We start from the raw sequence: 13,944 nt of genomic DNA, 5'->3' as shown, positions 1-13,944 counted from the left end.
GCGGCCTGCATCACGGCGAACTGTGGTAATTGCGGGTCGCTTGGCTGACCGTCAAACAGCACGCCTCGGGTGTAAGCTCTTGACCATTCAGTCACAGGAGTTCGGCATGGCCCTCAGCGTTTTCGACCTGTTCAAGATCGGCATCGGTCCGTCCAGCTCGCATACGGTCGGACCGATGCGCGCCGCCGCGCGTTTCGTCGAGGGCCTGCGCCGCGAAGGACTGCTCGACACCACCGCCAGCCTCAAGGTCGAGCTGTATGGTTCGCTGGGCGCCACCGGCAAGGGCCACGGCAGCGACAAGGCGGTGCTGCTGGGCCTGGAAGGCGAGCAACCGGATACGATCGACACCTCGACCATCGACGCCCGCCTGGCCGCCATGCGCGCCGCCGGCGAACTGAAACTGGGCGGCGACAAGCCGATCCGCTTCGTCGAAAAAGAACACCTGGCAATGATCCGCAAGCCGCTGGACTACCACCCCAACGGCATGGTCTTTCGCGCCTTCGATGCCGCCGGCCTGCAGATCCGCTCGCGCGAGTACTACTCGGTGGGCGGCGGCTTCGTGGTCGACGAGGAGGCGGCCGGGGCCGACCGCATCGTCGAGGACCAAACGCCGCTGACCTACCCGTTCAAAACCGCCAAGCAGCTGCTCAGCCAATGCGCCGAACACGGGCTGTCGATCAGCCAATTGATGCTGGCCAACGAAGCCGCCTGGCGCCCGGAAGCCGAAACCCGCGCCGGCCTGCTGAACATCTGGCAGGTGATGCAGGACTGCGTCAGCGCCGGCTGCCGCAACGAAGGCATCATGCCCGGCGGACTGAAGGTCAAGCGCCGCGCCGCCGCCCTGCGCCAACAGCTGAGCCAGAACCCCGAGGCCAGCCTGCGCGACCCGCTGACGGTGATGGACTGGGTCAACCTCTATGCCCTGGCGGTCAACGAGGAAAACGCCAGCGGCGGCCGCGTGGTCACCGCACCGACCAACGGCGCGGCCGGCATCGTGCCGGCGGTGCTGCACTACTACCGGCGCTTCGTCCCCGGCGCCACGGATGAGGGCGTGGTCAACTTCCTGCTCACCGCCGCCGCCATCGGCATCCTTTATAAGGAGAACGCCTCGATCTCCGGCGCCGAAGTCGGCTGCCAGGGCGAGGTTGGCGTGGCCTGTTCCATGGCGGCCGGCGCCTTGTGTGAAGTGCTCGGCGGCAGCATCCAGCAGGTGGAGAACGCCGCCGAGATCGGTATGGAGCACAACCTCGGCCTGACCTGCGACCCGGTCGGCGGCCTGGTGCAGGTGCCGTGCATCGAGCGCAACGCGATGGGTTCGGTGAAGGCGATCAACGCCGCGCGCATGGCCCTGCGTGGCGACGGCCAGCACTTCATTTCGCTGGACCGGGTGATCCGCACCATGCGCGAGACCGGTGCAGACATGAAGAGCAAGTACAAGGAAACCGCCAGGGGTGGTCTGGCGGTGAACATCATCGAGTGCTGATGCCTGCTCGATAAACTGCTCATGGCTTGCAGGCAAGGTTGGGCAGCGCTCCGTTGGGCGGCATCCCGCTGGTTAGCGAGGCGCAGCTCCAATCGCGGCTAAAGCCGCTCCCACAGGGGCATTTGTGGGAGCGGCTTCAGCCGCGATTGGCACCACTCAGAAGCGCATCAGCCCCCGACTCAGTTCGGGCCGAAATCCACCAGCAGGCGCAGGTAGGAAATCAGGCTCTTGCCGCCGACGGTGCCCTGGTAGCCATGGCTGTCGAACTGGGTGCTCTTGACCATGTCGACGCGGTAGCGCGGGTTGCGCTCGTAGGTGCGACCGAGGGTGCTGGTGGAGCGGCTGTCGAACAGGTCGGTACTCACGGTCACGAACTCGCGCGGTTTGCGCCGGCCATTGGCACCGCTGTTGTTGGGGCTGCTGAAGATGTCGCCGGTGGCGGTCATGGCGCTGCTGTAGTACTCGCGGCCACGCAGGCTGGTCTTGCCGGCGCCGATGACGAACTGACCGGTCTGCGGGCGATACTTATCGCCAGTGGTCAGGTAGCTGGCCAGCACGTCATACAGCGCCCAGCTGCTGCCGCTGCCCAGTTCGGTGTTGCGCAGGTCGAAGACGAACACGCCACCGGTGCCGAGCACTTCCATTTCCACCTGGCCAAGACTGGGATTGTTCTGCACCAGCAGGCCAGTGTTCTCGTCCACGCCGAAGGCGAACGCGGTGTTGGTGTAGTCGGCCAGGTGCACGATGCGGCCCTGACGGCCACGCTCGCTGAAGTGCGTATCGAGCAGGCCATAGTTGAAGAAACCGAAGCCGCCCTGCGGGTCGTAGGACAGGTCATCGCCGGAAGGCGAGGTGTACGGCCCGTAGCGCAGCGCCTCGTAGCTCTCACCACCGGTGACCATCGGCCCGTCGACCATGATCGCGGTGCCCGCGCTGGTACCGGCCAGCACGGCGCCGGCGTTGTACTTGCTGCGAATCGCCGCCAGCGCCGGGCTGTCGCCACGACTGGCGGTCTGCAGGGTTTGCACCAGGCGCGACTGGTCACCACCACCGAAGAAGAAACCGGTCATGCCGTTGATCTGGTTGATCACGGTCGAGTTACTGTTGTTGGCGATGTTGTCGAGGTCGATGGGAATCCACTCGGCCTTCACCGCGCCGTAGGTCTTCAGCAGATTGGCGTAGTACAGGCCGTTGGCCTTGGAGTTGACCGCATCCGCGGTGCCGGCATCCGGGTCCTGGCTTTCGGGAATGGAGGCGGCGGTGATCACACCGATCTTGGCCTGGCCGCTACCGCCGGCCAGCTGAATGAAGCGTTGGTAAATCGCGGCATTGTCGTCCTTGAGCCCGCCACCGACCAGCAACAGCGCTCCGGCCGCATGCCCCAAACCGGGGATCAGTGCCATGACCAGAACGGCATGGCGACACAGCTTGCTCAGTTTCATCTTCAGTTCTCCGTGGCTGCCAGTGGCAGCGTCGTTGTGGATGTTTACTACGGGTACTGCGAAACCTGGGTCAGTAGACGCTGAAGCGGCGGAAGTACTGGCGCTCGATACGGCGATACACGCCGTTGTCGAGAATGGCCACCAGTGCCTGGTCAAGCCGCGCACGCAGCGCCTCATCACCCTTGCGCACGGCGATGCCCTGACCTTTGCCAAAGAATTTGGGCGCGACGACGGCATTGCCGACGCGCTCGAAGCCGGTGCCGCGCTCCGTCTGCAGGAAGCCGAAATAGCCGGATACGGCATCGTCCAGCACCAGATCGACCTCGCCCTCGAGCAGCGCCTGGTAGGTGTCGGCGGCGCTGTCGAAGCGCAGCACCGGCAGGTAGCGCTCGTAGCGCGCGGTCAGAAAACGGTCGTAGGTGGTGCCGCGTTGCACGCCAACGCGTTTCCCCTGCAAACGCAGCGGGGTGATGATGACCTCGTTGACACTGCCCTTGCGGGCGAAGAAGAACGCCGGGGTCTGGGCGTATTTCTGGGTGAAGTCCACCTGTTGCAGGCGCTCTTCGGTGATCGACATGGACGCCAGGATCAGGTCGGTCCGTTGTTGCTGCAGTGCCGGCAGCAGGTCGTCCCAGGCAAAGCGCTGCAACTCGCAGTCGGCCTTCATCTGGGCGCAGAGCGCCGCGGCGATATCGACGTTGAAACCGCGAAGCTGGCCGTTCTGGTCGACCTCTTCGAACGGGGGAAATTGTCCTTCCATGGCGATGCGTAACGTCTGCGCCTGGACGGAAGCGGCCATCAGCATGGCCAACAGCAGGACACTCGCTTTCATATCCCACTCCCGGGAAGAAAAAAGGCGCCGGGCCGGCGCCTCAAGGCCAAAGGAGCAATCAAAAAAGCCTTGAAAAAAGAAGGTCGGCCCCCGCGCATGAGGACGGGGGCCGCCACCCATTTAGAGGATGCTCAGCGGGTAATCGACGATCACCCGGAACTCGTGCAGGTCGCCCTCGCCCTGGTCATCGTTGGCGTAGTGGAACGCTTGGCGCAGACGGATCGACAGATCCTTGGCCGGGCCTTCCTGAACCACGTACTTGATGTCGATGTCGGTTTCGCTGTGCTCGCCGTCGGCGCCGTAGTAGTCGACGTAGCCGCCATTGACGTCGGCATCGGTACCGTCGATGTCGGTGCCCTTGACGTAGGTGACCTTGGTGGTCAGGCCCGGCACGCCCATTTCCGACCAGTCGTAGGCGTAACCGATGCGCCAGGACTTCTCGTTGGGAGCGTTGAAGTCGGAGTACTGCATCGAGTTGGACAGGAAGATGGAGTCGCCGCCGACATAGTCGAACGGGGTATCGCCATCGACCGCCTGGTAGGCCACCAGGAAGCTGTGCGAGCCCAGACCATAGGTCGCCGCCAGGCTCCAGGTGGTGTTGTCGATCTCGCCCTGCAGTGCATCACCGGTGTCGTTGGTGCGGTACAGATTGAAGTCGAAGTTCAGGCTCTGGCCTTCAGTAATGGCCAGGTTGTAGTTGAGGTTGCCGTAGTACTGGTTCCAGGTCTCGTCGAACTGGGAGGCATACAGGCCCAGGCTCAGGTCATCATTGACGCTGTACCAGCCACCGGCGAAGTCGATGGTCTTGCCGGCTTCACCACTGCCGTAGTTGACCAGCAGTTCGTCGTCGCTATTGGTCGAGTTTCGGTTGTTGTAGGCGGTGAAATGACCCGCCTCCAGGGACAGACCATCAAGCTCGCCACTGGTGATGTGGAAACCGGTCGCGGTTTCCGGCAGCAGGCGGCTGTGAGAAGTCGCAAACACCGGCGCTTCGGTACGCATCTCACCGTATTTCAGCACGGACTCGGAAACGCGCAGCTTCACCGCAACACCGGCCTCGCCGTACTCATCCTGCGGACGCCCTTCGTCGCTGATCGGCAGCAGGCCGGTACCGGTGCGACCGCGACCACTGTCCAGCTTGATCCCCATATAGCCGTAGGCATCGGCACCGATACCGACCGGGCCAGTGGTGAAGCCCGAGTTGTACTCCGCCATCACGCCGTGCGCCCACTCCTCGCGGTAGCTCTGGCTGCCCGGCTTGTTCTTGAAGTCACGGTTAAAGTAGTAGTTGCGGTTGAGCAGATTGAGCTCGCTGTCCTCGATAAAGCCCTTGGCATCGGCCTGCCCGGCCATGGCCAGTTGGCTGCTGGCGGCCGCCACCGCCAGTGCAAGACAACTCAGTTTTACAACGTTCATGCTTCACTCCGTTTTTAGTGTTGTTGGGAGGCCCGTGACCGGACCTCTGGTTTTGCCGACCCCGTCAGACAAAGAGTTCCGGTGCGAACACCGCCGGGCGTGAGCCCTTGTTGATCACCGCCTCCAGGCACAAGCGTGAATTGCCCTCCGGCCAGCAGACGAAATAGCCAGCGCTTTTCTGGCGCTTGAGCTTGAACTTCCACTCCCGCTCGGCCAGGCCGCCAACGTCACGCAGGTCACGCTGCAGATCGATCACGGCGAAGAAACCGGCGGGCGTCTCCACCCGTTCGAGTACTCGGGCACCCTCGCCGATCAGCCCAGGCGCCGCGGGCGGCAGCTCCTGCAGCAGCTTGTCCAGGGCAAAGCGTTCGAGGTTGTTCAGTTGCATGGGCAGACTCACGTTTCACCTTTCGCGGGCATGACTTCCCCGTTTCGCCTCGCGCTGCGCGGCGAACTCGGGACAGGAACTCGGGTAATCAGGTGGTTTTCGGGATACCGATCAGGCGCGCCAGGACGTGCGCCACTTCCTCGCGGCTGACCGGGCGCTGACCGTCGAGGCTTGCCTTGTCCAACCAGCCCTCACCGACCAGCAAGGCGGCGGCCTGGGCCTGCTCGGCATTCAGCCCCGCCAGGTCGCCGAGCTGGGCGCTCTGCTGCAGGGACGTACGGGTAAAACGCTCCACCAGGGCCTTGCAGGCCAGCAGCCATTCACCCTGGCTGACATCACGCTGACCCTCGAAACGCTCGCCGCTGTTCATCCAGCCGTTGGACAGCACCACGTCGATCTGCTCGCGCAGCGGATGCTGCTCCGCCACATCCGCCAGTTTCGGCAGCTTGTCCAGTGCCGGCTCCGCGGCCAGGGCCATCTGCAGGGTGTTGGCCAGTTCGAAGCGGGTCAGGGCACGCTTGGGCTCGAAGCGGTTGTCGGCGTCGCTGGTCATCAGGCCACGGAAGGCCACGGCACGCACCGCGTCCGGCCAGCGGCTGCTGGCGGCATCCTGCGGGCCGCTCTGCGCCGGATCACGCAGCTGTGCGTCCACCGGCTCGATATCCAGGCGCACGCCACTGACGCTGTAGTTGGTCAGCGAATCATGGAACTGGCTGTGAGCGGCGAAACCGTCGGCCTTGGCGAAGGTGAAACGGTAGCCATAGTGGTAGCCGTTGCCCGGGTTGTAGCGGGTCATCAGGCCCTGCTGACGCACGGCGGTGTTGTCGGCCAGGCCATACAGCACCGCGCGGGAGATGGCCGAGACGCCGGACAGGTCGGTGATCAGCCGATTGCCCACCAGGTACTCGTTGCCCGCCGCGATGGCCTGCTTGCCCTCGGCCGGCTGCGCCTTGCCGCTGGCTAGATCGTAGCTGTCGCCGTGGCCGAGCATGCTCAGGCGGACGTTGTGCAGCTCGGTGCCGTAGATGCCGAAGCTCTTGCGCGCCTGGCTGGCGTCCATCACCGTCAGATAGCCCTCGCCGAGTACCTGCAGGCGACCACCCGGCTGCACCCACATGGCGGTGTTGGTATCCAGACCGAAGCCCTTGGCCGGCTGCTGGCCGACCAGGTAGCTGGCCATGCGCGCCGCGCGGCCGCTGCTGGTTTCCTCGATCTGGTCCAGATGCTGGTCGATGATGCCGGCCTTGAACAGCCCGGCGCCCTTGAGCAGGGCGGTCCCGCGCTGATCGGTGCGCTCTGCCACGCCGAAATCCAGGGTGTCCATCACCACGCCGTAGGCGGTGGGCATGGTGGCACCGAGAATGCTGGCACCGGCGCTGGTACCGGCCACCACACCCCCCTTGTCGTACAGCCCGCGTACGGTCTTGAGGGTTTCCGACTCGCTGCCATCGGCGTTGTACAGCGCCCGGGCGATGCGTGCCTGATCACCACCGACGAACCACACTGCCGTGGCTTCGGCCAGCGGCTTGAGCACGGCGGCGTCGTTCATGGTGCTCAGGTAGTTCTGCTTGTCGATGCCGATGATGCTGATCTGCTCGGCCGGCACGCCCATGGCCTGCAGCTCGCTCATGAAGCGCTTGCTCGATCCCAGACTGCCACTGGCGGTGGGCATGATGGCGATGCGGGCCTGCTGCGGGCCGCCCGCCAGCTCGACGAACTTTTCGTACACCTCGCTGTTGCTGGCGCGCAGCATGCCGCCAACGGCCAGCAAATGGCCCTCGGCCAGGGCCGAAAGGCTGTAACCGGAAAGCATCAGGGCGGCGAGAACCACGCCAGGCTTGGACTGGATTGCCATTTGTTATTGCTCTTGTGCTGATGAAGACAGGTCGCGCTGCCAGGAAGCAGCCCATCACGTTTGATTATTTTTTTTCACAATTTCATCAATGTGAAATCTTGTATATCAAACGAAATCCGCCAGCAACCCCTAGGCAACAGACAAAATCAGTCCGAATGATCAGCTTTCAAGCGCAAAAATCGCTCTATGCAGGCACTTACAGCGCAAATTCCGCCGCGATAAAAAATTTTCAAATTTTAATTTTGTTGACACAAATTTTAGCCACGCATAGCTTGTTTGACACAAAACGCGTCAACCCTCTACCCAATCCGGCCTGGGCCGCCCACCTCGGCGCCCACCAGGGGCCTGAACCCACAAGGTTCTCGCTGCAATAACCCACCTGCCCGCCTCGCGGCGGGCGTACTCGCCCACGATAGGAGTCACAAGATGAACAAGATCGCACTTCTCGGCGCCCTGGCGCTCTCGGCCGTCAGCAGCCTGGCGCAGGCTCAGGATTCGCTTCGCATCGGCATCGAAGCCGCCTACCCACCCTTCGCCTTCAAAACCCCGGAAGGCAAAATCAGCGGCTTCGACTACGACATCGGCAACGCGCTGTGCGCCGAGATGCAGATCAAGTGCGAATGGGTCGAGCAGGAGTTCGACGGCCTGATCCCCTCGCTGAAGGTGCGCAAGGTCGACGCCGTGCTGTCGTCCATGTCGATCACCACCGATCGCCTGAAGTCGGTGGACTTCACCCAGAAGTACTACCACACCCCCGGCAAGCTGGTGATGAAGGCCGGCAACGAGATCAAGGACCCGCTGGTCGACCTCAAGGGCAAGAAACTGGGCGTGCAGCGCGCTTCCACCTACGATCGTTACGCCAGCGACAAATTCGCCGCTGCCGGCATCGAAGTGGTGCGCTATGGCTCGCAGAACGAGGCCTTCCTCGACCTGACCTCCGGCCGCATCGACGCCACCCTGGCTGACGTCGTCAACATCAGCGAAGGCTTCCTCAAGACCGACGCCGGCAAGGGCTTCTCGCTGGTAGGCCCGGACTTCAACGATCCGAAGTACTTCGGCAATGGCGCCGGTATCGCCGTGCGCAAGGGCGACGCCGCCACCGCCGCCAAGTTCAACGATGCCATCGCCACCCTGCGTAGCAACGGCACTTACCAGCAGGTGCAGAGCAAGTACTTCGCCTACGACATCTACGGCCAGTAAGAGCTGCCAGCCCGAAAGGTATCCGGCGCGTACGGATACCTTTTTTTTGCGCCAGTGGCGCACCTCTGCCAGGGAAGCACCATGCAACGATTCGATTACCCCCTGCCCTGGAACAGCCCGGGCACGACCCGCCAGCTGACCGTGCTGAGCTTCGGCAGCGGCACGCGCAAGGCCTATATCCAGGCCGCTCTGCACGCCGACGAGCTGCCTGGCATGCGCGTGGCCGTCGAGCTGCGCCAGCGCCTGGCCGAGCTGGAAAGTCAGGGCCGCCTGCTGGGGCGTATCGAATTGGTGCCAGTGGCCAACCCCATCGGCCTGGGCCAGATGTTTCAGGCCACGCACCAGGGCCGCTTCGATTTCAACAGCGGCAAGAATTTCAACCGCGACTTCCCCGCGCTGGCCCAAGGCGTGCGTCAGCGCCTGCTGGGTCAACTCGGTGCAGACGCGGCTGCCAACGTCGCGCTGATCCGCAGCGCCATGCGCGAGGTGTTCGACCAGCTGCCGGCTGCCGGCAGTGCCGTGGAAGGCCTGCAACGCCTGCTGCTGCGTCAGGCCTGCGATGCCGACCTGGTACTCGACCTGCATTGCGACTTCGAGTCCGTCCTGCTGCTCTATGCCCTGCCCCAGGCCTGGCCGCAGCTGCGCAGCCTGGCTGCACACCTGGGCGCCGAAGCCGTGCTGCTGGCCGAAGACTCTGGCGGCCAATCCTTCGACGAAGCCTGCGCCGCGCCCTGGCTGCAGCTGGCGGCAGCCTTCCCGGACGCGGCGATTCCGCTCGCCTGCCTGACAGCCACCGTGGAGCTGCGCGGCATGGCCGACACCGAGGCGCACCAGGCCGCAGCCGATGCCGAGGCGATTCTCGCCTTCCTCGCCGAGCGTGGCTTCATCGCCGGCGCCTGGCCGGCCGCCCCCGCACCGCGCTGTGACGCCACGCCCTTCGCCGGCGCCCAGTACGCCTATGCCCCGCATGCCGGGGTGGTCAGCTACCTGCAGCCGTTGGGCGCTCAGGTGCGCTGCGGCGACCCGCTGTTCGAGGTCATCGACCCGCTCGGCGAGCAGCGCTCGGTCGTACGCGCGACCACCGACGGCGTGTTGTACGCCCGCGAGCGCCTGCGCTTCGCCCAGCCCGGCCTGTGGCTGGCCAAGGTGGCGGGGGCCGCGCCGATCCGCAGCGGCCGCCTGCTCAGCGACTGAGGCCTGCGCAGTCCGCGCGCGGGTCTTTCGGATACACTGCAGCCTCCAGTCGCCAGCCAGCCCAGCCCATGCAATCAGCCCAGAGCAATATCACGGTCTACGCCTCCCCGGTGATGCGCAAGCTCGCCGTCATCGCCCCCGACCTGCAACCCTCGCTGCGCAAGGTGGCCGACTTCATCCTGCGCCACCCGCTGAAGGCTGCGACCCTGACCATCGAGGAACTGGCCCAGGCCACCGCCACTTCCCCGGCGGCGGTCAACCGCCTGGCGCGGGCCATGGAACTCAGCGGTTTCAGCGCGCTGAAAAGCGCCTTGGTGATGACCCTGCAGGAACTGGTATCGCCGGTGGACAAGCTGCGCAACGAGATGGCCCAGCGCACCGACGGCAGCTTCGGCCTGCACGAGCATCTGCAGATCGCCACCAGCAACCTGGCCAGCACCGCCAGCAGCAACAGCCGCGAGGCCTTCGACGCCTTCGTCGGTGCGCTGATGACGGCCCGGCGTATCTACATCCTCGGTTTCGGCAACAGCGCCTACATGGCCGGCATCGCCGCCGCCAACCTGGTGCCCTACTGCGCGGACGCGGTGGCGGTGAGCATGGAAGGCGGCAACGAGAACGCCGCGTACCGCCTGGCCACCATCACCGAGCAGGATGTGCTGCTGGCCATTTCCCTGCCGCGCTACTCGCTGGACACCCTGCAGCTGGCCCGCTTCGCCGTAGAGCGCGGCGCCAAGGTGCTGGCCATCACCGACACCCCGGCCTCGCCGCTGACGCCGATTGCCGACCACAGCCTGTTCGCCCCGGCCGAACACCCTGTGCTGATCAGCTCCAACAGCGCCGTGCTGGCACTGATCGAGAGCCTGGTGGCCGCCGTGATGACCCGCAACAAGGAAGCGGTGGAACTGGCGGCCGAGCTGACCGAAAGCGTGCTGTCCTACCTGCACGTCCCCAGCCCACCGCCGCCCCGGCGCAAGCGACCGATCAAGCGCGGCGGTTGACGACCGCGCTTCAGCCAACCCTCACTCGGTACGGAAGCGCCCCACCAGCTGCTTGAGCGCACTGCTCAGCTCGCTCTGCTCGTGGGAGTACTGCTCCACCTCCATGGCCTGGCCGGACACCTGACTCACCGCGTCGTTGATGGCGACGATGTTCTGGTTGATGTCCTCGGTGACCAGGTGCTGCTCCTCGGTTGCCGTGGCGATCTGCATGGTCATGTCGCGGATCATCTGCACCGCGGTCTCGATGCTCTCGAAGGCGTTGGTCACCTCCCCGGCCAGCTCGATCGCCTTGCCGGATTCGCTCAGGCTCTGCTGCATGGCCGTGGTGACCTCGCTGATGCGGCTGACCAGCAGGTTGAGGATGTTGTTGATTTCGCCGGTGGAGTCCTGGGTGCGCTTGGCCAGGTTGCGCACCTCGTCCGCCACCACGGCGAAGCCGCGGCCCTGCTCTCCGGCACGGGCGGCCTCGATGGCGGCGTTGAGGGCCAGCAGGTTGGTCTGTTCGGCGATCTGCTGGATGGTCGAGAGGATGTTGTTGATGCTGACCGTTTCCCGCTCCAGCTCCTGAATCACCTCGCTGGATTCGCGGATGCTGGCACCCAGCTTGTTGACGCCGGCGGTACTGCGGGCGATGACCTGCTTGCCGTTGTGGGTCGCCTCCAGCCCCTGCTTCGAGGCATCGGCCGTGCGCACGCAGGTCTGCGCCACCTCGTTGGCGGCGGACGACATCTCGGTCACCGCGGTAACGATCTGCTCCACCGCGCTCAGCTGGCGCTGCAGGCCGGCAGCCATGGCCGTGGTGCGCTCGGTGGTCTGGCTGGACACGCCATGCATGCTGATGGCGTTGTCCTTGATCACCTTGATCATTGCCTGGGTCGACTCGATGAACTGGTTGAACCAGGTGGCCAGCTCGCCGGTTTCGTCCCGGCTCTGCAAATCCAGGCGCCGGGTCAGGTCGCCCTCGCCCTGGGCGATGGTGCGCAGCCCTTCCTTGACCAGGTTGATGGGGGTGACGATGCGGTTGGCGATGATCACGCCGGCGATGCCGAACAACAGCACCAGCACCACCGACACGCCCAACGTCAGCCAGGTCAGCTTATGGGCGCTGGCGAAGATTTCGTCGGCCTGCATGAAGCCGACGAACTTCCAGCCCAGCGCCGGCGAGGTGTAGACGTTGGCCATGTAGTCGACGCCGTCGATGTTCACTTCGATCAGGCCGTTGGCGGTGTTGGCGATGGTGGCGAAGTAGTCGCCCGGCAGCTCGCCGAGCTTCTTGAAGTTGTTGCCGGGCTGATGACCGTCGACCAGCAGGGTGCCGCTGTTCTCGATCAGCATGAAGAAGCCGGTTTCGCCGAAACGGATCTTCTGCGCCATGTCGGTGAGCGACTTGAGCGACACGTCGGCCGCCACCACACCGGCGAAGTTGCCGGACAGGTCCTTGAACCCCTTGAGCATCGACACGTAGACCGCGTCGTCCGGCTCCCAGTAGTAACCGTCGCGGCGCGCCAGGGTGAAATTGGCGTCCTTGCCCATGCCGTACCAGGGACGCTTGCGCGGGTCCCAGTCGCCGTAATCGCCGGTGCCCGGCCACTCCACGTAGCCGCCAGCCGCATCGCTCATGTACACGTAGCCGAAGCTGGGATTGTTGTTACCGATGCCGGAGAAGTAGTCGAAGATCTGCTTCTCGCGCCCGCCCTTGGCGGTGGCCACCTCGGACGGTTTCTGCTTCTCGCCGAAGTAGGTGCTCAACTCGCCGCTGGCGGTGTCACGCACGGCCGGATAGTCGGCCATGGCGGACACGGTATGGCCGACGGCGTCGAAAAAGGTGACGAAGGTGTTTTCCACCAGGCGCACGTCCAGGCTGCTGGACTCGCGGAAATGGCTCTCGGCCTGTTGCGTCACGTTGCGGATGGTCATCAGTGCCACGATCAGCACGGGGACCAGGGTGGCGATCAGAAAACTGGCCAGCAGCTTGCTCTTGATGCTCATGTAGATGGTGCCTCGGGCGCTTGATCGAAGGGCTGATGCGGCGTTACCCGCCGCGGCCGCAGCGGGTGAATTTCATACTAGGTAACGGTCTGGGCTTTGGGTAGCGAGGTGCTTGCCTCACGAGCACTTCGTGATCGACTGGTCAGGAATTTGCAGGACAAACGCACCATCCCGCCACGGCTGCCCCCTCATGACCCTGCATATCCCCTCGCACAGCCCTCACCCGGACAAAGCCCCCGGACGCATCCGTCAGCACAACGAGGAGCTGATTCTCGCCGCCGCCGGCGAGGAGTTCGCCCGCCACGGCTTCAAGGGCACCAGCATGCAGGCCATCGCCGACAAGGCCGCGCTGCCCAAAGCCAATCTGCACTACTACTTCAACAACAAGCTGGGCCTGTACCTGGCGGTACTGGCCAACATCATCGAGCTGTGGGACAGCACCTTCAATCAGCTCACGGTCGACGACGACCCCGCCGAGGCCATCGCCCGCTACATCCGCGCCAAGATCGAATACTCACGCTGCAACCCGCACGCCTCGCGCATCTTCGCCATGGAGGTGATCAGCGGCGGCCCCTGCCTGAGCGAGTACTTCAACCAGGACTACCGCACCTGGTTCGTAGGCCGCGCGGCGGTGTTCCAGGCCTGGATCGACGCCGGCAAGATGGACCCGGTCGACCCGCTGCACCTGATCTTCCTGCTGTGGAGCAGCACCCAGCACTACGCCGACTTTGGCTCGCAGATCTGCCGGGTGATGGGCAAGACGCGCCTGACCCGCCAGGACTTCAGCGAGGCCGGCGATGCCCTGGTGCACATCATTCTGCGCGGCTGCGGATTATCCACAAAGCCTGTGGATAACTTCGTGGATAAAGCCTGAGCAAACCGCGCAATGGCCCTCGCCATGGGGGCTGCGTACAGGTTGCCGATAATTTGGCCAGCCCTTACCGGGCAATTTATCTCTTTGTTTTTATTGACTTTTATTAATGCACCCAGGCGTTCACCGAGATGGCGCACGCCGGCGCAGCTCGCACCACAGCCGTGCAGAAGAAAAGTGGAAAACTCCGCTGCGTGCCGCCAGCCCAGGCGCCATGGGCGCGCTGCCATGCGCCTTGGCGATGTTCCTGACTAATTGGCCAACAACTTGCTTATG

Annotated in this window: 10 protein-coding genes and 2 pseudogenes; 5 read left to right on the top strand and 7 right to left on the bottom strand. The window is 64.4% G+C overall.

Annotated features, from left to right (window positions below):
• The first annotated feature begins 106 nt into the window (after window positions 1–106).
• On the top strand, window positions 107–1,483 hold the full coding sequence (locus ACF8C6_RS10810) for an L-serine ammonia-lyase (protein WP_392499271.1): 1,377 nt from the start codon (window positions 107–109) through the stop codon (window positions 1,481–1,483).
• Window positions 1,484–1,662: 179 nt separating this feature from the next.
• Here the strand turns inward: ACF8C6_RS10810 and ACF8C6_RS10805 are convergent, their stop codons facing one another.
• The 5 genes from ACF8C6_RS10805 to ACF8C6_RS10785 form a co-directional block, all read right to left on the bottom strand.
• The gene (locus ACF8C6_RS10805; protein ID WP_392499270.1) at window positions 1,663–2,925 is read right to left on the bottom strand and encodes a cyanophycinase; all 1,263 of its coding nucleotides are present in this window, start codon (window positions 2,923–2,925) and stop codon (window positions 1,663–1,665) included.
• A 70-nt stretch (window positions 2,926–2,995) separates the two neighbouring features.
• Window positions 2,996–3,757 carry a transporter substrate-binding domain-containing protein gene (locus tag ACF8C6_RS10800; protein ID WP_277690019.1) on the bottom strand — a complete coding sequence of 254 codons (762 nt, stop codon included), beginning with the start codon at window positions 3,755–3,757 and terminating at the stop codon, window positions 2,996–2,998.
• Between the two features lie 120 nt (window positions 3,758–3,877).
• Window positions 3,878–5,173, bottom strand: coding sequence for an OprD family porin (locus ACF8C6_RS10795; protein ID WP_392499269.1), 1,296 nt, complete (start codon window positions 5,171–5,173; stop codon window positions 3,878–3,880).
• A 64-nt stretch (window positions 5,174–5,237) separates the two neighbouring features.
• The gene (locus ACF8C6_RS10790; protein WP_277690021.1) at window positions 5,238–5,561 is read right to left on the bottom strand and encodes a hypothetical protein; all 324 of its coding nucleotides are present in this window, start codon (window positions 5,559–5,561) and stop codon (window positions 5,238–5,240) included.
• Between the two features lie 88 nt (window positions 5,562–5,649).
• The gene (locus ACF8C6_RS10785; protein ID WP_392499268.1) at window positions 5,650–7,416 is read right to left on the bottom strand and encodes a cyanophycinase; all 1,767 of its coding nucleotides are present in this window, start codon (window positions 7,414–7,416) and stop codon (window positions 5,650–5,652) included.
• A 426-nt stretch (window positions 7,417–7,842) separates the two neighbouring features.
• On the opposite strand from ACF8C6_RS10785, the gene ACF8C6_RS10780 reads away from it, so the two are divergent.
• From ACF8C6_RS10780 to ACF8C6_RS10770, 3 genes are all read left to right on the top strand, one after another.
• The gene (locus ACF8C6_RS10780; RefSeq protein ID WP_392499266.1) at window positions 7,843–8,616 is read left to right on the top strand and encodes an ABC transporter substrate-binding protein; all 774 of its coding nucleotides are present in this window, start codon (window positions 7,843–7,845) and stop codon (window positions 8,614–8,616) included.
• Between the two features lie 81 nt (window positions 8,617–8,697).
• Entirely contained in the window at window positions 8,698–9,810 is a 1,113-nt protein-coding gene (locus ACF8C6_RS10775; protein WP_392499264.1) for a succinylglutamate desuccinylase/aspartoacylase family protein, read from the top strand.
• A 68-nt stretch (window positions 9,811–9,878) separates the two neighbouring features.
• Window positions 9,879–10,808, top strand: coding sequence for a MurR/RpiR family transcriptional regulator (locus ACF8C6_RS10770; RefSeq protein ID WP_392499263.1), 930 nt, complete (start codon window positions 9,879–9,881; stop codon window positions 10,806–10,808).
• Window positions 10,809–10,829: 21 nt separating this feature from the next.
• On the opposite strand, the pseudogene ACF8C6_RS10765 reads toward ACF8C6_RS10770, so the two are convergent.
• A pseudogene (locus ACF8C6_RS10765) lies at window positions 10,830–11,351 on the bottom strand (methyl-accepting chemotaxis protein); the annotation flags it as partial.
• Between the two features lie 339 nt (window positions 11,352–11,690).
• A pseudogene (locus ACF8C6_RS10760) lies at window positions 11,691–12,725 on the bottom strand (cache and HAMP domain-containing protein); the annotation flags it as partial.
• 262 nt (window positions 12,726–12,987) lie between these two features.
• On the opposite strand from ACF8C6_RS10760, the gene ACF8C6_RS10755 reads away from it, so the two are divergent.
• Entirely contained in the window at window positions 12,988–13,671 is a 684-nt protein-coding gene (locus ACF8C6_RS10755; protein ID WP_392499262.1) for a TetR/AcrR family transcriptional regulator, read from the top strand.
• Window positions 13,672–13,944 lie beyond the last annotated feature (273 nt).

Origin of the sequence: Pseudomonas sp. zbq_18, from assembly GCF_043102245.1 — a bacterium.
In the GTDB taxonomy this organism is placed as follows: domain Bacteria; phylum Pseudomonadota; class Gammaproteobacteria; order Pseudomonadales; family Pseudomonadaceae; genus Aquipseudomonas.
This window is presented reverse-complemented; position numbering and strand designations above follow the sequence as displayed.